Source organism: Sphingobium sp. DC-2 (assembly GCF_000722555.1).
Classification (GTDB): Bacteria; Pseudomonadota; Alphaproteobacteria; order Sphingomonadales; family Sphingomonadaceae; genus Sphingobium; species Sphingobium quisquiliarum.
The window spans coordinates 42001-66184 of record NZ_JNAC01000046.1 but is presented as its reverse complement, the minus strand read 5'-3'; the positions used below and the strand labels follow the sequence as shown (position 1 = coordinate 66184).

Below are 24184 nucleotides of genomic sequence, written 5' to 3'. Positions count from 1 at the left end.
GGCTCTCTGCGCTCAATTCCGCAGATGGGCAGCAGTCATCAGCTCGACGGCCCGGTCGATTTCCCGCTCATCGAGCCCCGCATAGCCCAAGCGGAAGGCGGAAGGCGCAAGCCCATCGATGCTGTGCCGCGCCGCCGGCGTGAGCGAAAGGCCAAGTCGCGCGGCGGCATCGCTCCAGCGATCGGCATCGGTGCCGTCGATGACCTTCGCCCATAGAGCCAGGCCGCCGCGTGGGATTTCGAACGCCAATGCCTCGGGCAAGGAAGCGGCCAGCCGCTCGCCAAGATGATCCCGGCGCGCGTGATAGATGCGCCGCGCCTTGCGCGCATGACGGGCGAGTTCGCCGTCCGCGATCATCAACGCCACCGCCTCTTCCAGCGGGCCGTCGCCCTGCCGGTCGATCGCTTCCCGGATCATGGCCATGCGCGCCACCAGATCGGGTGCGGCAACGACATAACCAAGCCGGATTCCGGGCGCGAGCAGTTTGGACAGGGAGCCGATATAGACGACCGCTTCTCCGGCCGCCCGAGCCGCAATTGGCAGCACGGGCGCACCCTCGAACCGATAATCATGGTCATAATCGTCTTCGAGGATGGTGAGCGGCGTGTTGCGGGCAAGCTCGACCAGACGGAGCCGTCGCGCCGCCCCCATGGTGACAGTGGTGGGGTATTGATGATGCGGCGTGACATACACCGCCCGGATCGCCGGGTCGCGCGCCAGCGCCGCTTCGAGCGCATCGATCGAGAGGCCTCCCTCGTCTACTTCGATGGGAACCACTTTCAGGCCTGCGGCCCTGAACGCCGCAACGGCCAGCGGATAGCCGGGATTCTCGACGGCAATCGCCATGCCTGGAACCGCAATTGCCTGCGCCGCGAGGAACAGGGCCATCTGGCTTCCGCGCGTCACCATCAGGTCGTGCGATTCAAACGTCAGTCCGCGCTCGGCCACGAGATGCGCCATCAAGGCCCCGCGGAGCGCCGTGGTCCCGCGCGCATCATCATATCCGAGCGATGAAAGTGCTTTCTTGCGGACCAGGGCCCGCCGGAGTGATCGTGCCATCACCGCAGCGGGAAGCAACCGCGCATCCGCTGCCCCATCGGTGAACGACAAGTGCGGCTCCGCGCTTTTCGCGCTTGCAGCCGGCTTGGCCACCGCCTTCAGCCCAGCATTCAGCGCCAGGCCGATGTCGGGCAGGTTACGCGCGACAAAGGTCCCGCGCGACGGCTCCGCCACCAACCATCCCTGCGCCATGGCCTCCTGATAGCCTGCATCCACCGTGTTACGGTTGAGGCCAAGCGCCTGTGCAAGTGCGCGCGTTCCCGGAAGCCGCGCGCCGGGCTTCAGCCGCCCGGTTTCTATGGCGGAAACCAGCGCGTCGGCGACTTTTAGATAAGGCGGCCGTGTCGATTGCGGATCGAGTTCGATTGTCAGGTTACGCATCAACTGGCCTAACTGATATCACAAAACTGGATCATCTATATAGGCCGGTTTCTATCTATGGCCAGCCTGACTTTCGAGGAGGACAGCAATGCAGAAAAGCGCGGTGGCCATCCGCCATGTTCCGTTCGAGGATCTTGGCACCTTCGCGCAACCGCTCGCGCAGGCTGGCTATGCGCTGCGCTATTGCGATGTCGGCGTGGATGACCTCGCAACGGTGGCGCCGGTGGAAACCGATCTCATCATCGCATTGGGTGGGCCGGTCGGGGTGTATGAGACGCGAAGCCATCCCTTTCTCGTCGATGAGATGCAACTGCTGAAGGAACGGCTCGCTGCCGATCGGCCGACATTGGGCATATGCCTCGGCGCTCAGATCATGGCGGCAGCGCTCGGCGCTGGCGTAGCCCCCGGGGATGAGAAGGAAATCGGCTTTGCACCCATTTCGCTGACAAGGGCCGGTGCCGCAGGCCCCCTCGCTCACCTCATCGACACGCCGGTACTGCATTGGCATGGCGACAGGTTCGAGATGCCAGCCGGTGCCGAACGACTGGCGGAAACCGCCGCCTGTGATCATCAGGCTTTTGCCCTCGGTCCCAACATCCTCGGCCTGCAATTTCACCCGGAGGCGGACGGCGAGCGGATCGAGCGCTGGCTGATCGGCCACGCCTGCGAACTTGCGGCCGCAGGCATCGACCCATGCGCCCTGCGTGCGGAGGCGGCGCGTCACGGAGCTGCGTTGCGCGATGCCGGCCGGCTGATGTTTTCCCAATGGCTAAAGGAGTTGCGGCCATGACCCTCCACCCCCCTGCCCTTCTCCTTGCGCCGTCGTTCGGCACCGCTTCCCGGTTGGGCGGCGAGGTGGTGCCGGACGACATCGCCAGCGCCGACCCGGATGTGTTCGCCATCATCGAGGCCGAGCGCCAACGGCAGCAGGAGCGGATCGAGCTAATCGCCAGCGAGAATTTCGCCAGCCGCGCGGTGCGGACCGCACAGGGCTCGATCTTCACCAACAAATATGCCGAAGGCTATCCCGGGCGGCGCTATTATGGCGGCTGTGGCCCGTCGGACGCGGTCGAGCAACTGGCTCTTCGCCGCCTCCAGCGCCTGTTCGATGCGAACTGGGCCAATGTGCAGCCGCATAGCGGTGCAAATGCCAATCTCGCGGTGCTCTTCGCACTGCTACAGCCGGGGGATACCATTCTCGGCCTTGATCTCGCCTGCGGCGGGCATCTGACGCACGGCGCCAAGGTCACGCTGTCGGGCCGCTGGTTCCAGGCCGCAAGCTACAAGGTGCGGTGCGAGGATGAGCGGATCGATCTGGAGGATCTTGCCCGTGTCGCTCACGAAACCAGACCGCGCCTCATCATCGCCGGGGGATCAGCCTATCCGCGCAGGATCGATTTTGCCGCGATACGCGCCATCGCCGACGAGGTGGGCGCCTATCTCCTGGCCGATGTTGCCCATTATGCCGGCCTCATCGTCGCCGGGCTATACCCCAACCCGTTACCACATGCCCATGTCGTGACCTCGACCACGCACAAGACATTGCGCGGCCCGCGTGGCGGCGTGATCCTGAGCAACGATCCCGAACTGGGCAGGAGGATCGATAAGGCCGTTTTCCCCGGCACGCAAGGCGGCCCGCTGATGCACGTCATCGCCGCAAAGGCCGTTGCCTTCGGCGAAGCCGGAAGTTCCGCTTTCGAAGACTATGCGATACGGGTCTGCGACAATGCCCGTGTGCTGGGCGACGTGCTGGCCGATGGGGGCCTGCGCCTCGTCACGGGCGGTACCGATTGCCATTTGCAGCTCGTCGACCTGCGCTCCTTCGGCATTGATGGCCAATTTGCCGCCGAGCTGCTCGAAAGCGCAGGGCTCACCATCAATAAGAACACAATTCCGTTCGATACCCAGCCCCCCTCTGCCCCTTCCGGCATCCGTCTCGGCTCCCCGGCGGGCACCTCGCGCGGATTCGGCCCGGCGGAATACAGGCTGATCGGACAGATGATCCTCACCCTGCTCGATGCCGCCCGTCACGGTCGCACACCGGACGAAGCCATTGTCGACGCGGCACGACAACAGGTGCGCGATCTTACCGCAGCCTTCCCGCTCGAACCTTAGGTACAAGCGCCCAATGAGCGATACCCTCATCGCCAATCTTGCGATCGTGCGCGCCCGGATCGCAGCGGCTTGTGCGCGTGCCGATCGCGATCCGGGCTCCGTCCGACTGCTGCCGGTCACCAAGACCTTGCCGTCCGAGCGGGTGCGACAGGCCTTTGCCGCCGGCCTCGACTGCTTCGGCGAGAACAAGGTGCAGGAAGCCCGCAGCAAGGCGGAGGCGCTGGCCGATCTGCCGGTGCAGTGGAGCGTGATCGGCCATTTGCAGACCAACAAGGTCAAGTTCCTCACCCGTTTTGCCAGCGAGTTTCAGGCGCTTGACAGCCTCCGCCTCGCTGAAGCGCTCGACCGGCGCCTGCAGGCAGAGGGCAAGAGCCTCGACGTGTTCGTTCAGGTCAACACCTCCCGCGAGGCGAGCAAATTCGGGTTGCCTCCCGAAGAAGTGGTCGCCTTTGCCAGAGAATTGCCGGCCTTCACCGCGCTGCGCGTGCGCGGTCTGATGACGCTGGCGATCTTTTCCGATGACAAGGCCCGGGTCCGCCAATGTTTTCGCGATCTGAGCGAGGTACAGCAACGCCTCCTGCAGGAAGGCCATCCATCCCAGCACTGGCATGGTCTCTCCATGGGCATGTCAGGCGACTATGAAATCGCCATAGAGGAAGGCGCTACCGTCGTGCGGGTGGGACAGGCAATTTTCGGCCCCCGGCCCTTGCCGGACTCCCATTATTGGCCGGGTGCAAGATGACTGCACGTAAGCAGCAATATCCCCGGTCGGAGACAATGATGCGCAATCCTGTTCTGCCTGAGGAAGCGATGGCACGCGCTATCGCCCTTTCTCAGGAGGCAATCTCAAAAGGTTCGGGACCGCCCTTCGGGGCGGTGATCGTGAAGGAAGGAGCCATCGTCGGGGAAGGCTTCAATCACGTTCATGCTGACAAGGATCCGACCGCTCACGCCGAGATCGTTGCAATTCGGAGCGCCTGCAAGACGCTCGAGGCGCCGTTCCTCGATGGCTGCATTCTATACTCAAGCTCCGAACCTTGCCCCATGTGCATGTCAGCCATTTACTGGTCGCGCATCTCGGCTGTCCGGTTCGCAACGAACCGACACGCTGCGGCGCGCGCCGGGTTCGACGACCGAGCGCTTTATGCGGAACTTCAACGGCCCCTTGCAGAACGCGAAATCTCCATCATCCAGATGATGGCCGAGGAAGGTCAGTCGACATTCGACATCTGGACGCAGGGTGGACGATCGGCTGTGCAAACGACATTCAATGCAAACGACACTCAATGAAGAGTAGGCTCGATTACCTGGCTGGAACCGGGTCGCTTTCCGGCCACCCTTCGCACTTCGCTTCAGATCTCCAAGTCTGCTTCATAAACCGATCTGATCCAGTCGGGCAGGCGCGGCAACGCGAAGACCAGGCGCCCGTTCGCGAATGTCAGGCAATGGCTTGGCGGCTGATTGAGGCGCGAATTGTCGAAGACCATGCCACGATCCGCCTTGAGGATTGCAGCGCGGATGAATGGCGCGCCACGCGCGTAACGGGCGCGGATCTTGTCCTCGGGGACGATGTGTCCGCCTTCCTCGACACGCGTACCGACACGCGCGACAGAGAGATCTGGCGTGTCGACACCGACATGCATCACAATGACGGTGAAGCCTTTGGTTCGTGCTTCGTCGATCAGTTCAAGCTTGGAGGGATGTGAGAAGACCGTTTCGGTCACGAAATCCCGACCTCGAGTGAGATAGTCAGCCCGGCGCGAAGACGCGATTCTGGCAGCTTCGTAAGACGCGGCTGGAGAAGAATCGCGCAGTTCGTCGCGCTGGATGATGTCGGCGTTGATGAAGGGTCCTGCGAAGCTTGGTGCTACACGGGTCTGGTAGAGGGTCGACTTGCCGGCGCCGTTCGGTCCGCCAAGCACGATCATCGTCGGCGTCATGCCTTATGCGCGGCCTTCTCACGCACGAGATTGCCACCCTCGTCCAGCCCCACACCCAGACCAAGCTGCTGCCGCCGGGTAAAGAAAGCGTCTTCATCGGCCCCAGGCTGCCCCATCTTCTCGACAAAGCTGTCGAGCCAGACATCCTTTTCCTCATCAGTGAGGTCGGTCGTCTCGATGTTGCCAGCGAGCGCAGCGGTGATCCGGGCATGATCGAAATTGCCCGATTTCTCGATGGCGCGGCCTATACGCACCCAATGCGCGATCTGGCCGGCAATCGAGCGGCTCTGTAACTCGGACTCGCGGCGGACGATCTTCATGATATCGTCGCCAAGCTTGATGGACTGGGCCATGGATCACCTCCGATTCAGCAGGTAGCATTTTGCTACCTCCTTTTCAAGCAGGTCGTACAAAGTTGAACCTGAGCGTGCTCTGGCCGCTTCAGGAGCTTTTGCGCACGGGGCTTGAGGTCCGGACGACGCGGGCCTTGTTCGCGCGGGTGTTCGACTATCTCGACAGGCCGGTGGAAATCGTCGAGCGCCCCGATGCCATCGCGGTCACGCCCGATCACATGCGCGGCGCGGTCACGATCGAGAATGTTACCTTTGCTTATGAAAAGGGCGGTGAGCCCACGTTGCGCAACGTCTCGATCGATATCCCTGCCGGATCGCATGTCGCTATCGTCGGCGCGACCGGATCGGGCAAGACGACGCTCGGATACCTGCTGGCGCGCCTGTACGATGTCGATGAGGGCGCGATCCGGTTTGATGGCATTGATATCCGCGACCTCAAGCTTTCCTCGCTAACGGAGGTGCTTGGGGTCGTCACACAGGAGCCTTATCTGCTCAACGCGAGCATCGCGGACAATCTGCGTTTTGCCAAACCGGATGCCACCGGTGCCGAACTCGCCGCCGCTGCCCGCGCCGCTCAGATCGCCACCCAGATCGAGGCGCTGCCGGAAGGTTATAAGACCGTGGTCGGCGAGCGCGGTTATCGCTTCTCTGGCGGCGAGAAGCAGCGTCTTGCGCTCGCCCGCACGATCTTGCGCGATCCACCGATCCTGCTGCTCGACGAGGCCACCAGCGCGCTCGACACCCGCACCGAACAGGCGATGAGCGCGGCGCTGGCGGCGTTGTCCAAGGGGCGGACGACGATCACCATCGCCCACCGGCTCTCCACTGTTCGTTCTGCCGACATGATCGTCGTTATGAAGCAAGGCCGCGTGGTCGAATGTGGGACGCATGAGGTGCTCCTGGCGCAAGGCGGCGCTTATGCCTCCCTGCTGCAGCCTGACCGCGCATAGGCCCGGTGGGAAAACTCATCGGCCCTTCACGCCCCGATCCCGGACATTGAACAGCGGCACGCTCCGTCGAATATTGTCAAAAACATGTGACCACTTTTGTGTTGTGGCCCATTGTGCAAACAAAGGATTTGCTGGCAATTCTTGTTAAGAAATAATGTGAACGAATGCAGTCAAATACCTGATTTATAACATTTTCCTTGGACTCTTAATCAGCGGGTCCTAGGTTCGAGCCCTAGTGCGTCCACCATCCACTCCAAATAATAATACAGCAACTTACCCCAAATAGGGGATCACTCCAAAAGTTGCCTGTGAAATCCCCATAAGCAAATCATGAGCAGTACCGCAGCCTAAGCGCGGGTCGCTGATATGCGTGGCGACGCCTGCCGACAGGGATATGCGTCAATCTTCGGCTCGCCGGTAACAAGCGGTGTTGAACGCGAGCGCGAATTTGCCCAGTTCGCGAATGCAGCAACAGGTCCGATCCGGCCGGATCTACTTACACAACTGTCCACGAACGCCCCCCGCCAGTGCAGATCTCCTGTCAGCATCGCTCGCCAATTACCCTCGGCGCGGCCCCGTTGCCCATTCATGCCTTTCCCCCCGGCGTGCGAACCATGTTCTATCGCGACAATCCTTCACTTCCAGCCCCGAGCAATATCACTCACCCGCCATACCCCTGTTGCAAGGCACTTGACCAACGGTAGAATGAACCAAAGGAGAGGCGCCCGCGGAGCAGATGCATGCAGATGACGACCGCCTTTGCTGCCACCGATTGAAGATCGCTAGAAAGGACGAACCGCAATGCGTGCTGCAATTTTCGAAGGCGTAGGAAAGCCACTGTCCATCCAGACCGTGGCCGATCCCACCCCTGCGCCGGACCAGGTTATCCTGACGGTCGAAAATGCGGGCATCTGCGGTTCTGACCTTCACATGAGCGAAGGAGAGCACACCCCCGCGGGCCTCATCCTGGGCCATGAATTTGCGGGCACGATCGCCGCGGTAGGATCGGCAGTGACGGGATGGAAAGCCGGTGACCGTGTGACCGCGCTGCCGCTCAACGCTTGCAATAGCTGCGACGCCTGCGACCAGGGGCTGCCCGCCTTGTGCAGCGAAAATCTGTTCACCGGATGCTATCTGAACGCCCAGGGCGCCTATGCCCAATATGTCGCGGCGCGCGGCTCCATGCTCCAGCGCCTGCCCGATGGCGTCAGCTTTGAGGAAGGCGCGATGGTCGAGCCGCTGGCGGTGGGCCATCATATCGTCGGCATGGCCGAAATGCCGCGTGGAGCGTCGGTTCTGGTCCTGGGCGGCGGTCCGATCGGCGCTGCCGTGGCGTTGTTCGCGCGCCATGCGGGCGCGCGTGACGTGATCGTCAGCGAGATGTCCGAAAGCCGCCGCGCCCGTGCAATGGACGTCGGGGCGACGGCCGTGATCGATCCCCGCAAGGAGGATGTGCTGGAGGCATTCCGCAAGGCCACCGGCAAAGCGCGCCCCTCCGTCGTGTTCGAATGCGTCGGCCTGCCCGGCATGATGCGGCAGGCGGTGGATTTCGCAGCCGTGCGCGGCCGCGTGGTCATCGCGGGTGTCGTGTTCCAGGAGGATACGCTTGCGCCCATCGCCGCCCTGGGCAAGGAAGTGACGATCCGCTTTAGCCAGGCCTATACCGAAAGCGATTTTGCCGCTGTCATCGACGCGCTGGCGCGGCGCGAGGTCGATACGCAACCGCTGCATACGGCAACGGTCAGCCTGGATGAACTGCCCGAAGCGTTTGAGGCGCTCCGCAAGCCGACGACCCAGTGCAAGGTTCTGATCAAACCCTGATCGTGGCGGACGCCCTTGATTCATCAAGGGCGGAAATTCACTTCTCCAACTGACAGAGAAGGGGCGGGAGGATGTGATCCTCCTTCCCGGAGAAATGCACTTCGCTCTATTGACCGCGGCTTGGGTGGACTGGCGCCTCGCCGCGCGCGGCCGCTTCAGGATTGCGCCAGCGTTTCAAGCAATTCCATCAGCATAGGACGCAGGCGCAATATCTCCTCGCGGTGGACCGCGCTTAATCGCGCCAGAATGCCATGCGCCTGTTCGGTCAAAAGCAGCAGCGCCTGCCGCCTGTCCCGCGCCGATGGCTGGCGCTGGACCAGATTCAGCGCCACCAGCCGGTCGATCAGGCCGCTCGCACTGTGCGGTTTCAGGATCAGCCGGTCCGCGACATAACCTACCGTCGCCTCCCCTGACGGGGCCGCGCGGATCGCGAGCAGCGCCTGATGCTGCTGCGGCGTCAGCCCGCAAGCCGCAGCGCGATTCTCGCTGAACGCCAGGAATTGGCGCAGGGAATATCGGAATTCCGCGAGGGTCGCATAATCGGCATCGGAAAGGTCGGCAGGCATAAGACACCTCTACGCCGTCATGCGGCATTGATAAATATCGTACTACGATATATTGGCGCGCCTTCCTTGTTCCTTTGGATGGACCCGCGATGCGTTCCTTCAACCTTTCCTCCTCTCCCCCGCGCCTGGCCGACCACAGCGCCGACCGGCGCATGCTGATGCTGGCGGCGGCGGCCATCGTGGTGGGGACAGGCGGCGCCATGGGGGCATGGCTGCTGTTGAAGGCGATAGCGGCCGCCACCAACATCTTCTGGTTCGGCCGCCTCTCCGCTGCGCCGTCCGAGATCACCGGCAACAGCCTTGGCCCGGCGGTCGCCGTCATTCCGGTCATCGGCAGCCTCATCGTCGGCCTGATGGCCCGTTTCGGTTCGGACAAGATTCGCGGCCACGGCATACCGGAGGCGATAGAGGCGATCCTCTATGGCGAAAGCCGCCTTTCGCCCAAGGTCGCCATCCTCAAGCCCCTGTCCTCCGCCATCTCCATCGGCAGCGGCGGGCCGTTCGGCGCGGAAGGGCCGATCATCATGACGGGCGGGGCGATCGGCTCTCTGTTCGCCCAGCGGTTCCACCTGAGCGCGGCGGAGCGCAAGACATTGCTCGTCGCGGGCGCTGCGTCCGGGATGACCGCGATCTTCGGCACGCCTGTCGCGGCCATCCTCCTCGCGATCGAGGTGCTGCTGTTCGAATGGAAGCCGCGCAGCTTCGTGCCGGTCGTCATCGCCGCCCTCACCGCGCTGCTGTGGCGTCCTCATCTGATCGGCGGCGGGGCGCTGTTCCCCGTCATCCACCATATCGCTCTGGAGCCGGTCATCATCGGCATCGCTCTCGCCATGGGCGCGCTCGCGGGATGTCAGGCCTCGCTGCTGTCGATCCTCCTCTACCGGGTGGAGGATCTGTTCGCCCGGCTGCCCCTGCATTGGATGTGGTGGCCCGCCATCGGCGCGGTCGCGGTGGGGATTGGCGGCCTGATCGACGCCCATGTGCTGGGCGCGGGCTATGACAGCATCCGGGCCCTGCTCGACGGATCGCTGGCGCTGCGGGTCGCGCTCGCGCTCCTCTTCGTGAAGGCGGCGGTGTGGCTGATCGCCCTTGGTTCGGGCACTTCGGGCGGGGTGCTCGCGCCGCTGCTGATGCTCGGCGGCGCGCTCGGTTTCGTGATCGGCCATTATCTGCCGGGCGGCAGCGCGCTATGGGCGCTGGCGGGCATGGCCGGGACGATGAGCGGCGCGATGCGCGCGCCTCTGACGGCGGCGCTGTTCGCGGCCGAACTGACCGGCGATTTCGCGATGCTGCCGCTTACCATGGCGGCGTCGGCCAGTGCCTATGCCGTCAGCGTCCTCCTCATCCGCCGGTCGATCCTGACGGAAAAGATCGCGCGCCGGGGACGCCACGTCTTGCAGGAATATAGCGTCGATCCGCTCGACTTCCTGCAAGCGGGACAGGTGATGACGCCCAACCCGGAAACGCTGCCCGGCACGATGACGGTCGCCCAAACGGTGCGCTTCTTCGCGGATGCGAAGCATCGCAGCTATCCCGTGGTGGACGAGGCCGGGCATCTGGTCGCGCTCGTATCCCGCTCCGACGCGCTGCGATGGCAGACGGACGCCGCGCCGCTGGACGCCACATTGGCGGAAGTGCTCTCGGACATATCCCTTCCCGTCGCCAGGCCGGAGGAGCCGATCGGCCGGATCGCGGACCTGATGGTCGACAACGGCATCGGGCGTATCCCGGTCATCGATCCGCACACCTCCCGCCTTGTCGGCATATTGAGCAGGCAGGACATGCTCAAGATACGGCATGTTCACCGCGCCGCCGAACAGGCGCGCGGCTGACGGCCCAGCCTCCGGCGGGGTGAGGACCAGACGATTGCGCAAAGGCCAGGACCCTGCTCCCGCCATGGGAACAGGGTCCAGTCTCAGCGCTTCACATTGCCGTTCCTCGACACTTCAAGTCGCAGGCGGCATCACCATTTGAAGCTCAGCGTCGCGCCGAATTCACGCGGGTTCGTGACGTTGACGGTGCTGTAGCCGGACTCGAACGCGCCAGCGACAGCAGCGCCGGTCTGCACTTCGCCCAGCGAGATGTTCGTGATCCGCTTCTGATTGAACAGATTCTTCGCGAACACATCCAGTTCCCATTTATCATCGTTGGAACGCACGCCCACGAACAGGTTGACGATTTCGCGATGCTTGAACCTATATTGCGACTGCCACCAATAATAGCTGGGCGTGTAGGTCAACAGCGCCCGGACAAAGGGTGTGACATTGTCCATCGGAAACCGCACTTCCGTATTGGCGTTCAGGCTGAAGTCCGGCGTATTCGCCAGCTTATCGTCGATATTGCAGTAGCTGACATTGCCTGGGCCGGTAACGTCGGGATCGCCAATGGTATTGGGCGCGCCAGTGCCCGCATAGTCGTTGCACGGCAGCCTGGCATTATCCCAGCGCGCCTTGGTATAGGCGGCGCTGACGTTCAGGTCCCAATCGGGCGTGGGCCGCGCATCGATGGACGCCTCGACACCCTTGATCGTGGCGTCTCCATTATAGTTGAAGTCGAAAACACCCGTGGGTCCGCTTGGGTTGGCGGGCGAAGACCAGAAGATATTGGTGAAGCGGCTGAGGAAACCGTCCAGCTTCTGATAGAAGGCCGCGACGCTATAGTTCAGCCTGCGATCGAACAGCGCTCCCTTCATGCCGATTTCAATGGAGTCCGTCTTTTCCGGCCGGGTCTGAATAAGATCGCCGGTAACTACGGCCGGGCCCGCCACTTTCGAACTGCCCTGGCGGAAAGAATGCCCATAGGCGGCATAGATGTTCAGGTCAGGGGTCGCTTCATAGTTGATGGTCGCCCCGCCAGTGATTGGCGTATTGCGGATGCGCTGCAAAGGCGCCGGAATGATTTCCTCGGCCGGTGAACTGATGAACCCTGCAAGCCCCTGCTGTGTCGTCTGCACCTTCTTCAAGATCGAATAACGCAAACCGCCCTGAATGGTCAGCGGGCCCGTCTTGTATCGGAGATTGCCGCTGAACGACCAGGTCTGCGTATTTACCGGAACTCTTATCAGCGCCGTCAGCGGGAGCTGGTTGGCCACGGTAAAGGGCGCGATCGGATCGTTGCATCCCACGGCCGCCCCGCCCACCAAGGCGCAAGGCGGATTGACCTGCGCATCCGGCGCCACGGGGTACAGAAGCAGGCTGCTATCCTGCTGCACGCGCGTCGTGCCGGTTTGCTTCGAATAGAAGGCGCTCACTCCCCAGCCAAGACCTTCCTCATTGTTCGAGGCCAGGCGCAACTCGCCCGTATCGACCTTGTACGGCGTGATCACGTTGGAAGTCTGGATATAGCCGGGAATGCTGTTTGCCGAATCCAGGTCCCGCTCGATCTTCAACTTGGTATATTGATGCGCGCCGACAAATGACAGCGTTGCGGGACCAAGGTCATAGTCGAACTGCAAGTTGACGAGGTGCGTTTCGTTCCGATTGCGGAAGATGCCTTCCTGCACCGAACCGCGATCGGACACGCTCAGCGGCGGACCGGACACGACGCTGGTATCAGGAGCGAAGGAACCGCCCCCAAATGCTGGCGGAACGAGGATCGTGGGCGTGCCGAAGAATGTGCTGTAGATGCCCAGCGGCGTATTGCCGCTTCCGACGACCTGCTGGAAAACGCGATTGTCCGCGTGCAGATATTGGTAGGTCAGGAAAGCGGTGAAGTCCGTGCTGGGCTGCCAGCCCAGCGTGATGCGGCCGCTTTCCGTCCGGCTGCGCGAATAATCGCCGCTGTTGACGTCCCGCACCTGATTGACGCGATTGCCATCGACCAGCCCCGCAACGCGGATCGCCAGCGTGTCGTTGAACGGCAGGGATACGCCGCCCTGCACATTATAGGCGTGCCGGTCGGTTCCGGTGATTTGCATATAGCCGTCCGGCCCGTCGAAAACCGGCTTGCGCGTGGCGATGGTGATCGATCCGGCGGGCGCCGACAGGCCGCGCAGCAGCCCCTGAGGACCGCGCAGCACTTCGATCTGCTGAATATCATAGACTGCCGTGAAGACGGTCTGCGCATCCGCCGGGACTTCATTATAATAGACCTGAACCGCAGGACCCGTCCCCTGATCGGGGTCGAACGTGATACCGCGCAAAGTCGTCGTGTTGTTACGGCCAGTCGTATTGGTAAGTTGCAGGCCCGGCGCAAGTTGCGAGATATCCTTGACGTCGAAAATCTTAAATTGCTCAAGCTGCTCGCCGGTGGCGACGTTCACCGACATCGGCACGTCTTGCAGCCTTTCTTCACGCCGGGTCGCGGTTACGATAATGTCGGCGGTGTTGCTGCTTTCAGCCCCTGATTGCGCATGAGCCGCAGCAGGCATGGCAAAAGCGGAAACACTGGCGCACAGCATAGCGGCGCGCGAAATGCGCTTCATCTTCATCCAGACATCCTCCCTCAGACGTAATTTTGTTGGACGACTCTTATCGGCCGTCTCTGTTCTTTATATCGCAGCTACTAAGGGGAGCAATGATCTTTCGAACGCCCCCGCACGATTTATTTCGGGAAGACTTGCCGCGCCATGGACATGCGCGATGGCGGCGGCAGATGCCATATCACTCCCGCCGCTGCTGCGTGCCGGAGCCCTCTTCCTCCGGCTGCCCGTCCGCCGCTGCCTCCGGCACGACCCAATTGAGCCGGATGCCCCCGCCCGCTATTCCCTCGACGGCGCGTCCGCCGCGCGATACGATGCCTTCGGCTATGGCGCGGCGCTGGGCGGCGGTTCCCCCGTTCACCTGCATGTCCTGCGACCGGCGCGACGATGCCCAGGCGGCAAGGTCCAGCAGCCTGCCGTCGACCACGCCCTGATCGATCCGCACGCCGGGCAGGTTCGTCTGTTCAGGCGGCGCCAGCGTCACCGTCCAGTCCGGCAAAGCGCGGCGGGCGCGATCTTCCAGCGCGCGATAGCCCTCAAGGCCCAGCCCCGGCAGCACGGCGGCGGTCGCGCCCAGGCTGCGCCGTCCGGGGTTCAGCCGCACGGCGGACGGGCTGGTTCCGGCGATAAGGCTCAGGATGCTGGCGGCCTGGTCAGGGCGGCTGCCAAAGTCCTGCCGCCCGCTCTCGCTCGCGCGGGCGATCTGCGCGGCCTCCGTCGCCCCTGCATCCTGCGAGGTGCGGAGCTGGTCGACATGGATATCCACCGGGCGGCCCAGCCGCGCCCGCAGGTCGGCCGCCAGCAGCGCGTCGGCCCTGGGAACGATGCCGGGCGTCAGCATGACGGCACGCACCCTCATCGGCGAGCGGGCATAGTCAATCTCGACCTGACTGAGCCGCGCGTCCGAAGGAAAGCGCGCCCGCACGGTATCGCGCACCTGACGCTGCGCCACCGCCTCGAACGCGATCTGCTTGAGCGCCGCGCTCAAGGGGATCGACAGCAGGCCCAGCCCTGCGAAGAACAACACCAGCTGCCATCCGGTATGGTGCGGCGATAAATGGCTGCCAAACCCATAGACGCGCGCCACCAGCGCCGCCGTCAGCGATATCGTCACCGCGTTGGTGATGAACAGCAGCAGCGCGCCGGAAAAGATCGTCCAGTTCCAAGTGGCGATGCCGAATCCGACCACCACGATCGGCGGCATCAGCGCGATGGCGATCGCGACACCCACCACCGTGCCGCCCCGCCCGCGGATCAGGGCATAGGCCCCGGCGAGGGCGGACAGCAGCGCCACCAGCAGGTCGAACAGGGTCGGCTGCGTTCGTCCGGCAATCTCGCTCGTGATCGTCTGGACCGGCGACAGGGCAACCAGAATGACCGACAGGATGACCGCGACGGCTGATCCCAGGCCCAGCGCAGTGGCGGCGCGCCGGATCTCCTGGAAATCGAGCGTCGCTATCCCGAAGCCAAGGCCGATGATCGGCATCATGAGGGGTGAGAGCAGCATCGCGCCGATCAGCACCGCGACCGACGGCATCAGCAGGCCCAGCAAGGAAATCGATGCGGAAATCAGCACCAGGAAGAGGTATCGCCCTGACCAGCCGGAATCCTCGCTGATCTGGTCGAGGACGGCCGCGTGATCCACGCCGCCCACGACCCAGATGCTCCACCATCGCCGCAGCTTGCTCCTGCTTTCGCGCTCTGCGGCTTCCACTGCAAAAACCTCTTGCTTTACATCAATGTGCCTCCTGCTAGGCGATCGGGTCCATGTCCGCAACCGCACGGGGACGGCAGGCCGCCATCACTCCGCCCGCGCACTGGACTCCGGCAGCACCAGCGTGACCAGCAGGCCCGGCCCAGCGTCCGACAGGACCAGCGTGCCGCCATGCAGCCGCGCCACCGCCGACGCCAGGGAAAGCCCCAGCCCCGCGCCGGCGATATGGCGCGAAGCATCCAGCCGGGCGAAACGCCGCAACGCCTCCTCCCGCCGGTCCTCGGCAATACCGGGTCCGTTATCCGCCACGCTCACCAATATGCGCCCCGGCTCGCGCCGCGCGGACAGCCGGATATGGGTGCCGCCATATTTCAGCGCATTGTCGATCAGGTTGGACAGCACCTGTCCGATCAGTTCGCGTTGCGCCCGGATCGAAAAGGCCGGCTCCGCATCGACGGTGATGGTCGCGCCCTTCTCCTCCGCGATGACGCCGTACATCTCCTGAAAATCACGCAGCAGCGCCCCGGCGTCGACGGCGGCGAAGCTGTCACGCCCGATCCCCGCCTCCGCCCGGCTGATGACCAGCGCGGTGTTCAGCATCCGCAACAGGGTATCGCTCTCCTCCAGCACGCTTTCCAGAGCGGCCCCGGTGCTCTCGTCCCGGCTGCTTTTGAGCGCGCTTTCGATAACGGCGCGCTGGCGCGTAAGGGGGGAGCGCAGGTCATGGGCCAGCCCGTCCGTCACCAGGCGCAACTCGCCCACCAGCCGGGTGATCTGGTCGAGCATGGCGTTGATGGCGCGGCCCAGCGCATCGAACATATCCCCGCTGCCCGTCAGCGCGATCCTGCGCTCCATCTCGCCCGTGCTGACCGCCGCCGCCGTGTCGATGACCGATTTCAGCCGCCGCTTGATGATCGCCGCCGACAGCCACGCCGCGCCGCCTGCCAGCGGCACCGCCAGCAGCACCGCGCCAATGAGGGCCGTCTGGAGGAAGCCGCCGACGCGCAAGTCATTCTCGACGACATGCCCCGTCATCAGCCGCGCGCCATCGGGAAAGCGGGCGGCGACGACGCCTATCTCTTCCCGCGCCCTGCCCTTGCGGTCGTTGCGCACCAGCCGGGCGCGATGCCATGTTTCGGAACTGCCTGTCCCCGCTGGCCAATGGTCCAGATTGCCCGCGATCTTCCGGCCATCCGGCGACAGCAGCAGGATCACCGAATTGCCGCTGGGGTCGGACGCGATCCGGCTGCGGACGGTCGCGCCTGCTGCGGCCGGACCGGCGGCGGCATAGGTCGCCGCGATATCGTCGCGCAGGCCCACCGCCACCTCCCGGCTCGCATGCGCCATCGACCGGCTGGTGAACTGGTGCACCGCCGCCAGCGCCACCAACACGCAGGCGATCTGCATCAGGAAGACGAGGATGGCAAAGCGCCAGATGACCGAATGAAGCCTCCGCACGAAGCCGCGTCAGCCCTGATCGCCCAGGCGATAGCCCGCGCCCCTTACCGTATGGATCAACGGCGCTTCCCCTTCCTCGTCGATCTTGCGCCGCAGCTTGCTGATATGCACGTCGATCACGTTGGTTCCGGGGTCGAAATGATAGTCCCACACCCCTTCCAGCAACATGGTCCGCGTCACCACCTCGCCCTGATGGCGCATCAGGAAATCGAGCAGGCGAAACTCGCGCGGCTGCAACTCTATCGTCCGCCCGCCCCGCGTCACCCTGCGCGACAGCAGGTCGATCTTGAGGTCGCCGCAGGTCAGCCGCGTTTCGGGAATAGGCCCCGCCGTCCGCCTGCGGATGATCAGGCGCAGGCGCGCGAGCAGTTCGGCAAAGGAAAAGGGCTTGGCGAGATAATCGTCGGACCCGGTGGTCAGCCCCGCAACCCGATCCTCCGCCGCGGCCAGCGCAGATAGGATGATGACCGGCGTTTCGATCGCCGCCGCGCGCAGCGCCGCCAGCACCGCCATCCCGTCCATGCCCGGCAGCATCCGGTCCAGGATGATCGCGTCATGGGTCCGCCCGGTGGCCAGGAACAGACCGTCGCGGCCATCGCTGGCGCGGTCGACCGTGAACCCCTCCTCCGTCAATCCCCTGCCGATATAGTCCGCGGTCGTCGCGTCATCCTCGACCAGCAATATCTTGTGGCTCATGACTGCCCTACCCCTTCCGCCGTCCGGTCCCGCGCGGCCCTGCCCATGCGCGAAGCCGCGCTGCCCCGGCCGCCGCCGACCAGCCGCTGAAGGTCGACCATGGCGCGCGCCATCGACAGCCCTTGCGGCCCGGCGATGAAGCGCGGCTCCCATTGCGGCGCGAACTTGGTCTTATAGGCGCGAAGCCCCTCGAAGCCATAGAAGCTCTCGCCATGGCGGTAGAGAAAGGCTCCGGCCTTGGCCCACCATGGCGACAACGGCCGCGCCGCGAGGCCCGACAGCGGCGCCAGGCCCAGCGTGAACCAGCGATAGCCCTTGTCCCGTCCCCACAGCATCAGCCGGGAAAACATGAAATCCATCGTGCCATAGGGCACGTCACTTCCATGGCGCATCAGGTCCACGGACAATTCGCCGCCGTCCGCCGCCGCCCATATGTTCGCGAAGGCCACGATCTCCTCGCCCCGGCACACCACGGCGCAGTCGAACTGTTGCAGATAGGCCGGATCGAAGCGGCCGACGCTGAAGCTCTTTTCCGTCGCGCCCTTCGCCTCCAGCCACTCGTCCGAAATCGCCTTCAGCCGGGGGATCAGCATGGGCACGTCCGCCCGTGGCACGATCTCGAACCGCGCGCCCTCCCGCTCGGCCCGGCGGACCGCATGGCGCAGCGGCCGGGCCGCCGGGCCGTCCAGGCTGAACCGCGTCAGGTCGACCCGCGCCTCCTCCCCATATTTGACGATCGACAGTCCAAGGTCGATGGCCAGCGGCAGCGCATCCATGCTCAGTTGATAGAGCAGCAGCCATCCCTGCGCCGCATGCGCCCTTTCCCGCATCCGCCACAGCAGGTCCGCCCATTCCGCCGGGTCGCCCACCGGATCGCCCATGACGATCCAGCTGCGCCCCTGCACCTGATACATCAGGAACGCGCTGCCGGTGGGAGAGGTCAGAAAACGCTTGTCCCCGGTCAGCGCCAGAAAGGCTTCGGTCCGCCGCGCCAGCGCCAGCGCCGTCCCGCTCGCCGATCCGCCATCCTCGTCCCCGCGCTGCGCGGCGGGCTGCATCATCGCCCAGACCGCCGCGCCGATCACGACCACGCCGGTCGCCAGCGCCGCCCGCAGGAATCGCGAAGCGTCGTGATGGCGGCCGAACTGCCACCACAGGTCGCTCTGATAATCGACATGCCGGAAAGCGAAAAAGCCGATCCAGATCGAAATGCCGACCGCGATCGACAATGCCGCGATCCATTCCCTCGACAGCACGGCGGAGGTGAAGCTGGTCGTCCGGTAGAAATCGCGGCGGCTGGCCTGCAGCACGGCGGCGATCACCAGCAGGATGATGGCCTCCTCATAATCCAGCCCCTTCATCATCGAAAAGACCGCGCCCGACAGCAGCAGCAGCCGCGTCAGCCAGAATGCGCCGTCCAACCTGCGGTACAGGCCCGCCGCCAGCAGGATCAGCACCGCGCCGATGACGCTGGCCGCCAGATGCGACGCCTCGACGAAGGGCATGGGCACGATCCCGCTCAACGCCCTGAACCGCGCCGGTATCGCGGGCAGGGAGCCCGACACCAGCAGCAGCGCGCCGCCCACCGCCACCAACGCGGCCAGCATGGCGGGCGCTATCCCGCGCACCACCAGTTCCGCGCCGTCCCATATCCGGCTGACCGGCCGCCGCCACGCCCGCCCCTCATGCAATGCCAGCAGCGCCGCCGCGACGATCAGCGGGATGACATAATAAATCGCCCGGTAGGCCACCAATCCCGCCAGCAGCCCCGGCCTGTCGAGTTGGGGAAGCGCCGCCAGCATCACCGCCTCGAACACGCCCGCGCCGCCCGGCACATGACTCACCAGCGCCACGATGATCGCCAGTGCGTAGCTGAGGAAGAAAAGCGGATAGAGGCTGAGGCTGACATGCGGCACCAGCACGAACAGCGCCGCGCTCGCCAGCATCAGGTCGATGCAGGCGACGCCGATCTGCGCGGCCGCCTGCGCGCGGGTCGGCAGCGCCAGGCTCCATCCCCACAGCCGGATCGACCTGGGCCGCCGCCCCAGCGCCGCCAGCAGGACCAGCGCGAAGAACAGGAGGATACAGCCGATGGCCCGCTGCATCCCCGCGCCGATCGTCACGTCCGCCAGCGTCAGCGGAGCGGGATGGACCACCATCATCAGCGCGGCCATGGTGATGACGCCGCTCCAGAAGGCCAGCCCCGCCGAAGCGATCACCCGCGCTATGTCGCTCGGCCGCAATCCCGCCGCGCCATAGATGCGCAGCCGCGCCGACCCGCCGGTCAGCAGCGACAGCCCCAGATTGTGGCTCAGCGTATAGCTGCAAAAGGACGCAAGCGCCGCCGTCCGCCATTTCAGCCGCTTGCCCACGATATGCAGCGCGACGTGATCATACAGCGTCAGCGCCAGATAGCTGAGGATGGTGAAGGCGATGGACAGCGCGATGGCCGCCGCCGGGATGGCGCGGAACGCCGACCGGAAATCGCTCGCCCGCACTTCGGCCAGCAAATGGTGGAGCGCGGCGAAGCCCAGCACCGCCACCAGCAGCGTGGCCGCGATCGCCAGAGCCGCCTTGCGCCTGCGCATCCAGCTCCCGACGCTGGCGAAGCTCATCCGGCCCGGCCTGCGCGGGACAGCGCCCGGTCCATCGCATGCAGGATCGCAGCGCTCGCGGCGTCCGCGTCGTCGTTCAGCTCATGCCCGCCCGGCAGCCCTACCACGGTCGCATTATCCTGGCCCAGCGCGGGGCACAGGCTGGCCCGCTCCTCCAGCCCATAGATGCAGAGCAGCGGCGTCCAGCTAAGCCGCCGGGCGGCAGTCACCGCATCTTCCTCCGGCTCGCCGATCGAGAATATTTCCGAGGGCGACGCGCGCCATTCCCGCGTCGCTCCCGGAACCACCAGCCCGACAAAAGCGATCCGCTTGCGCAGCGCGGTCGGCACATAGGGCAGCGATGGCGCGATCACATCCGCGCCGAAGGACTGGCCCAGCAGCAGCAGGGGCGCGCCGGGGTTCAGCCGGATCGCCCGGCGCAGGCCCTCCGCGATCATCGCGCCCGTCTCTTCGGGCGTCCGCCGGGTGCGGAAGAAATGCAGGCTGTTTCCCGTGACGATGCTGATGCCGCGCCGGTTGAGCCGTTCCGCGATGTCCGGTCCAAGCCCCGCATGAAACCCCATGTCTCCCGACAGATAGAGCGCCACCGCGCGCGGGTGCTGCGGCATCGCCCGCGCGGGCAGCACCCCGAACAGCGGACCGCCTATATAGCCGATATACCAGAAAGCGGCCAGCATCGCGGCGGCCAGCCCCAGCAGGCCGCGAACCACTTTCGTCATGGCGTCGCGCCGCCTTCCAGCGCGGCTGCCCGGCTTCCCGCCGTGGCGACATTCCCCGTCCGCTCCAGCTTGCCCCAGCCGACCCATGGCCCCAATATCGCGATGCCCACCGCCCGGATGACCACGCCATACATGATCTGGCGGTAGACGATCCGCTGCGCCAGCAGCAGCAGCGCCGGATATCGCCGCTCGCGCGGTTCCAGCCGGTAGGCGACGGCGCCGCATGCCAGGTCGATCGCGGTGAAGACCAGCCAGTAAACCGCCATGCGCAGCACGTCGCTTTCCGTCTGCGCCCAGCCATGCTGATGCACCCGCACCGCCGTGTCGATGGCGCTGACCAGCAGCGCCAAATCTATGATCGGGGACACGATCGCAAAGCCGATCTGGAACAGCCACGCCTGCGGCAATCCCACCCACGCCAGCCCGGCCGGATGGCCGTCACGCCAGATGCTGCGATGCTTCCACAGGCATTGCAGCGTGCCATAGGCCCAGCGGAACCGCTGCCTGGCGAGCGCGCGGAAACCTTCCGGCGCTTCGGTCCATGCCACCGCGTCCGTGTCGAAGGCGACCTGCCAGCCAGCGCGCTGCACCGCGATCGTCAGGTCCTGATCCTCCGCCAGCGTGTCCAGCGGATATCCGCCTACCGCGTCCAGTGCCGTCCGCCGCCACGCGCCCACCGCTCCCGGCACGACCGTGATCGCGCCGAACCGGGCAAAGGCGCGGCGCTCCAGATTCTGCGCTGTCACATATTCGACCGCCTGCCATCGCGTGACCAGGTTGACGCGGTTGCCGACCATCGCATTGCCCGCGACCGCGCCGACCCGCTCGTCCGCGAACCAGCGGGCGAGCCGCGCGATCGTCATTTCCTCGAACAGCGTGTCGGCGTCCAGCGCGACGATGATCGGCGCATTGGCGATCCTGAGCGCCCGGTTGAGCGCCGCCGCCTTGCCGCCGTTGGTGAGGGTGAGCAGCCGCACCCTCTCGTCACCGGCAAAGGCGCGGGCGACGATGGCGCTCGTGCCGTCGGTCGATCCGTCGTCGGCGACGATGACCTCCAGTGTCACGTCACGGCTGGCAAGGACCCGGCGGATCGACTGTTCGATCACCTTCGCCTCATTATAGGCGGGAATGATGACGGATACGAACTGGCCCGGCACGACCGGCGGCGGATCGATCCGCACGGACGGCGCGCGGCTGCGCAGCGCCAGCGCCGCCAGCATCACCGCCCGCCCCATGCCGAACAGGATGACGGCGAAGAACAGCCATTTGAGCGCCACGACGATCGCCGCGAAGATCAGGAACATGCCGACATCGATGCGCACCGCCGCAAGGTCGGCGCCTCTGACGGGCGGCATGACCTGCGCCCGGCTCAGCCCCGCCAGCGCCGATACCGTGACGAAGCGATAGCCCTTCGCCTCCAGCGTCCTGATGATCCGGGGCAGCGCCGCCACGGTCTGCGCCCGGTCGCCGCCGCTGTCATGCAACAGCACGACCTGCGCGGAACGATCGCCGTCGCCCGCTTCCACCTGCCGCACCGTCCGGTCGACGATGGCGTCCACGCCCGGCCGCGTCCAGTCGCCCGGATCGGCATGCAGCCCGACATTCAGATATCCGGCCTTCTGCGCCTCCAGCGCGGGCCCGATCTCGTCCGCCGTGGTCGGTTCGGCGTCCCCGAAATAGGGCGCGCGGAACAGCCTCATCGCCCGGCCCGTATAGGCCTCGACCAGCCGCTGCGTCCCGTTCAGCTCCAGCGAGATGCCGCGCGGCGACACTTCCGCCATGTTGGGATGGGTGTAGCTGTGATTGCCGATCTCGCTGCCCTGCGCGACGATCTGGCGCAGCAGGCCGGGATGCATCATCGCATTCTCACCGATGACGAAGAAGGTCGCCGGGACATGAGCGGCCTTCAGGATGCGCAGGATCGGCGCGGTCCACACCGCGTCCGGCCCGTCATCGAATGTCAGCGCGACAAGGTGCGGTCGATAGCCCGTCCGGCGGATCACATAGGGCGTCGGCAGGCTGGCATAGCGTTCGTCGACGATCAGGCCCTTGGCCCTGCCCGACCCCATCTGCACGGTCCGATGTCCCATCGTGGGCACATCGTCGATGCGCAATATCTCGCCATTGCCCTCGACATCGACCGAATTGAAGCTGGTAAGGCGGCCCAGCCCGCCCGCGCGCCCGGCCAGCGCCGCCCAGAAGCCAGGATCTTCCGACCCCAGCCGCCACAGCGCGATCCCGCCCGCGCCCGCCAGCTTCACCGCGCGGATCTGGTTCCACGCGCTCGCCGCGTCCAGCATCCAGACATGATGGACCCGCCCATCCTCCTGATAGTCGAAGGTGGCGTTGCCGCTTGCCGGATCGAAGCGCACCGGCGCGCCCGCATCATGGGCGGAAAGCCATGCATCCTCGATCGACAGGGCGTTGGCGAGGCCTCCATGCTCGGTCCAGTCATAGGCATAGTTCCCCACGGCGACGATCGCCTTGTCCGCCGGAACCTTGGTCAGCGCCGCGCGCAGCCTCTCCACGAACCAGGGCTGCGCGGCGATCGGCCCGGCATTCTGGCCGATATAATGCTGGTCATAATCCATCAGGATCAACCGGTCCGCCACCCGCCCATAGGCGCGCAGGTCCCATGTCCTGTCGTCCACCGGCACGGTCAGCATCGATTGGAGATGCCGTTCATGCAGGACCGCGCCCGCATGTCTCAGGAACCGCAGATAATCGCCCTGCGCCCGCCCCGGCAGCGCCTCCAGGTCGAAGACGGCGCCTGACGCATGGAGCGCCTTCAGTGCGGGAAGAAGCTGCTGCTTCAACCAGCGATCCGCCGCGCCGCGATCATGCAGCAGGCGCGCGGTCCCTTCTCCGTCCCAGTCGCCATTCTCGACATTCTGCACGACCGGCATCACGCGCGGCCGGTGCCGCGCCGTCCGCAATATGGATGCGAAGACCGGGTCCGCCGTCACGCGGAGCCGGTGCGCCGGTCCGGTGACGGACAGCAGCGATGGCGCCACCCAGTCGATCTGCCCGATATGCTGGCGCAGCGCCGCCTTGCTCGCATCGTCCCACGGCACGTAGAAGGCGACCCGGACGGGCGGGCGAACCGCTCCATGCCCGCCGCGGGGCAGCCATCCCGCAATCTCCCGCCGCAGCGACGCGCCGAAACGGCCCAGCCGCTGGCCGATCCCTTCGGGCCGGGGCCGCTCCATCCGCAAAGGCATGGCCGGAGGCACCGGGACATTCACGATCGTCGCGGCAAAGGCGATTGCAGCCGCCAATATGGCGGCCAGCATGACAGCTATGGCAGGCAGCGTCAGGCGGCGGCGGCGTCCGCTGGCATCATAAAAGACTGGCCTGTCCATTGTCCCGTTCGAAGG

18 protein-coding genes and 1 tRNA gene are annotated in these 24184 nt (G+C 65.2%); 8 read left to right on the top strand and 11 right to left on the bottom strand.

The features are described 5' to 3' along the window. Positions 1-12: 12 nt before the first annotated feature. Positions 13-1440 (bottom strand): PLP-dependent aminotransferase family protein, encoded by a 1428-nt coding sequence (locus tag ET21_RS0109870; RefSeq protein ID WP_030539550.1) that lies wholly within the window; start codon positions 1438-1440, stop codon positions 13-15. An 88-nt stretch (positions 1441-1528) separates the two neighbouring features. Between ET21_RS0109870 and ET21_RS0109865 the strand changes: the two genes are divergently transcribed. From ET21_RS0109865 to ET21_RS0109850, 4 genes are read left to right on the top strand one after another with little or no spacing between them, the layout of a single operon-like run. Continuing rightward, positions 1529-2230: a glutamine amidotransferase gene (locus ET21_RS0109865; RefSeq protein WP_030539549.1), complete on the top strand. Its 702-nt coding sequence runs from the start codon at positions 1529-1531 to the stop codon at positions 2228-2230. Beyond that, positions 2227-3555: a serine hydroxymethyltransferase gene (gene glyA, locus ET21_RS0109860; RefSeq protein WP_081856664.1), complete on the top strand. Its 1329-nt coding sequence runs from the start codon at positions 2227-2229 to the stop codon at positions 3553-3555. The genes ET21_RS0109865 and glyA overlap by 4 nt, the downstream gene beginning before the upstream one ends. Positions 3556-3568: 13 nt before the next feature. Continuing rightward, positions 3569-4297 (top strand): YggS family pyridoxal phosphate-dependent enzyme, encoded by a 729-nt coding sequence (locus ET21_RS0109855; protein ID WP_037470650.1) that lies wholly within the window; start codon positions 3569-3571, stop codon positions 4295-4297. A gap of 38 nt (positions 4298-4335) precedes the next feature. After that, positions 4336-4845 (top strand): nucleoside deaminase, encoded by a 510-nt coding sequence (locus tag ET21_RS0109850; protein ID WP_051768095.1) that lies wholly within the window; start codon positions 4336-4338, stop codon positions 4843-4845. A gap of 62 nt (positions 4846-4907) precedes the next feature. On the opposite strand, the gene ET21_RS0109845 is transcribed toward ET21_RS0109850, so the two are convergent. Both ET21_RS0109845 and ET21_RS0109840 read right to left on the bottom strand, forming a co-directional pair. After that, positions 4908-5495 (bottom strand): zeta toxin family protein, encoded by a 588-nt coding sequence (locus tag ET21_RS0109845; protein WP_030539545.1) that lies wholly within the window; start codon positions 5493-5495, stop codon positions 4908-4910. After that, positions 5492-5848, bottom strand: a complete 357-nt coding sequence (locus tag ET21_RS0109840; RefSeq protein WP_030539544.1) for a ParD-like family protein — start codon at positions 5846-5848, stop codon at positions 5492-5494. Before ET21_RS0109840 ends, ET21_RS0109845 begins: the two co-directional genes overlap by 4 nt. 62 nt (positions 5849-5910) lie before the next feature. Between ET21_RS0109840 and ET21_RS0109835 the strand changes: the two genes are divergently transcribed. The 3 genes from ET21_RS0109835 (at position 5911) to ET21_RS0109830 (ending at position 8619) form a co-directional block, all read left to right on the top strand. Then, a complete protein-coding gene (locus ET21_RS0109835) occupies positions 5911-6798 on the top strand; it encodes an ABC transporter ATP-binding protein (protein WP_202807121.1) in 888 nt (295 codons plus the stop codon). 158 nt (positions 6799-6956) lie between these two features. Then, a tRNA-Ser gene (locus ET21_RS27650) sits at positions 6957-7045 on the top strand. 554 nt (positions 7046-7599) lie between these two features. After that, positions 7600-8619 (top strand): zinc-binding dehydrogenase, encoded by a 1020-nt coding sequence (locus ET21_RS0109830; RefSeq protein WP_030539542.1) that lies wholly within the window; start codon positions 7600-7602, stop codon positions 8617-8619. Positions 8620-8774: 155 nt separating this feature from the next. On the opposite strand, the gene ET21_RS0109825 is transcribed toward ET21_RS0109830, so the two are convergent. Further along, positions 8775-9185, bottom strand: coding sequence for a MarR family winged helix-turn-helix transcriptional regulator (locus ET21_RS0109825; protein WP_021239538.1), 411 nt, complete (start codon positions 9183-9185; stop codon positions 8775-8777). Between the two features lie 89 nt (positions 9186-9274). Here ET21_RS0109825 and ET21_RS0109820 point away from each other — a divergent pair, with 89 nt between their 5' ends. Further along, positions 9275-11017, top strand: coding sequence for a chloride channel protein (locus tag ET21_RS0109820; protein ID WP_030539541.1), 1743 nt, complete (start codon positions 9275-9277; stop codon positions 11015-11017). 131 nt (positions 11018-11148) lie between these two features. On the opposite strand, the gene ET21_RS0109815 is transcribed toward ET21_RS0109820, so the two are convergent. The 7 genes from ET21_RS0109815 to ET21_RS0109785 all read right to left on the bottom strand — a co-directional run bounded on the left by ET21_RS0109815 (position 11149) and on the right by ET21_RS0109785 (position 24169). Further along, on the bottom strand, positions 11149-13614 hold the full coding sequence (locus ET21_RS0109815) for a TonB-dependent receptor (protein ID WP_030539540.1): 2466 nt from the start codon (positions 13612-13614) through the stop codon (positions 11149-11151). A gap of 172 nt (positions 13615-13786) precedes the next feature. Beyond that, a complete protein-coding gene (locus ET21_RS0109810; RefSeq protein WP_021239541.1) occupies positions 13787-15319 on the bottom strand; it encodes a DUF389 domain-containing protein in 1533 nt (510 codons plus the stop codon). Positions 15320-15406: 87 nt separating this feature from the next. Next, positions 15407-16777: a sensor histidine kinase KdpD gene (locus ET21_RS0109805; RefSeq protein ID WP_030539538.1), complete on the bottom strand. Its 1371-nt coding sequence runs from the start codon at positions 16775-16777 to the stop codon at positions 15407-15409. A 9-nt stretch (positions 16778-16786) separates the two neighbouring features. Continuing rightward, the gene (locus tag ET21_RS0109800; protein WP_030539537.1) at positions 16787-17473 is read right to left on the bottom strand and encodes a response regulator transcription factor; all 687 of its coding nucleotides are present in this window, start codon (positions 17471-17473) and stop codon (positions 16787-16789) included. Then, entirely contained in the window at positions 17470-20088 is a 2619-nt protein-coding gene (gene mprF, locus ET21_RS0109795) for a bifunctional lysylphosphatidylglycerol flippase/synthetase MprF (RefSeq protein WP_051768094.1), read from the bottom strand. Before mprF ends, ET21_RS0109800 begins: the two co-directional genes overlap by 4 nt. Next, positions 20085-20807 (bottom strand): AcvB/VirJ family lysyl-phosphatidylglycerol hydrolase, encoded by a 723-nt coding sequence (locus ET21_RS0109790; protein ID WP_030539535.1) that lies wholly within the window; start codon positions 20805-20807, stop codon positions 20085-20087. The genes mprF and ET21_RS0109790 overlap by 4 nt, the downstream gene beginning before the upstream one ends. Further along, entirely contained in the window at positions 20804-24169 is a 3366-nt protein-coding gene (locus ET21_RS0109785) for a glycosyltransferase (protein ID WP_030539534.1), read from the bottom strand. The genes ET21_RS0109790 and ET21_RS0109785 overlap by 4 nt, the downstream gene beginning before the upstream one ends. Between the last annotated feature and the right edge of the window lie 15 nt (positions 24170-24184).

What these genes read in the sequence shown, in the direction of transcription:
- ET21_RS0109790 (WP_030539535.1), bottom strand. Translation starts at nt 20,807, where the DNA reads ATGACGAAAGTGGTTCGCGGCCTGCTGGGGCTGGCCGCCGCGATGCTG.
- mprF (WP_051768094.1), bottom strand. Translation starts at nt 20,088, where the DNA reads ATGAGCTTCGCCAGCGTCGGGAGCTGGATGCGCAGGCGCAAGGCGGCT.
- glyA (WP_081856664.1), top strand. Translation starts at nt 2,227, where the DNA reads ATGACCCTCCACCCCCCTGCCCTTCTCCTTGCGCCGTCGTTCGGCACC.
- ET21_RS0109850 (WP_051768095.1), top strand. Translation starts at nt 4,336, where the DNA reads ATGCGCAATCCTGTTCTGCCTGAGGAAGCGATGGCACGCGCTATCGCC.
- ET21_RS0109815 (WP_030539540.1), bottom strand. Translation starts at nt 13,614, where the DNA reads ATGAAGATGAAGCGCATTTCGCGCGCCGCTATGCTGTGCGCCAGTGTT.
- ET21_RS0109865 (WP_030539549.1), top strand. Translation starts at nt 1,529, where the DNA reads ATGCAGAAAAGCGCGGTGGCCATCCGCCATGTTCCGTTCGAGGATCTT.
- ET21_RS0109820 (WP_030539541.1), top strand. Translation starts at nt 9,275, where the DNA reads ATGCGTTCCTTCAACCTTTCCTCCTCTCCCCCGCGCCTGGCCGACCAC.
- ET21_RS0109830 (WP_030539542.1), top strand. Translation starts at nt 7,600, where the DNA reads ATGCGTGCTGCAATTTTCGAAGGCGTAGGAAAGCCACTGTCCATCCAG.
- ET21_RS0109840 (WP_030539544.1), bottom strand. Translation starts at nt 5,848, where the DNA reads ATGGCCCAGTCCATCAAGCTTGGCGACGATATCATGAAGATCGTCCGC.
- ET21_RS0109825 (WP_021239538.1), bottom strand. Translation starts at nt 9,185, where the DNA reads ATGCCTGCCGACCTTTCCGATGCCGATTATGCGACCCTCGCGGAATTC.
- ET21_RS0109800 (WP_030539537.1), bottom strand. Translation starts at nt 17,473, where the DNA reads ATGAGCCACAAGATATTGCTGGTCGAGGATGACGCGACGACCGCGGAC.
- ET21_RS0109845 (WP_030539545.1), bottom strand. Translation starts at nt 5,495, where the DNA reads ATGACGCCGACGATGATCGTGCTTGGCGGACCGAACGGCGCCGGCAAG.
- ET21_RS0109855 (WP_037470650.1), top strand. Translation starts at nt 3,569, where the DNA reads ATGAGCGATACCCTCATCGCCAATCTTGCGATCGTGCGCGCCCGGATC.
- ET21_RS0109870 (WP_030539550.1), bottom strand. Translation starts at nt 1,440, where the DNA reads ATGCGTAACCTGACAATCGAACTCGATCCGCAATCGACACGGCCGCCT.
- ET21_RS0109785 (WP_030539534.1), bottom strand. Translation starts at nt 24,169, where the DNA reads ATGGACAGGCCAGTCTTTTATGATGCCAGCGGACGCCGCCGCCGCCTG.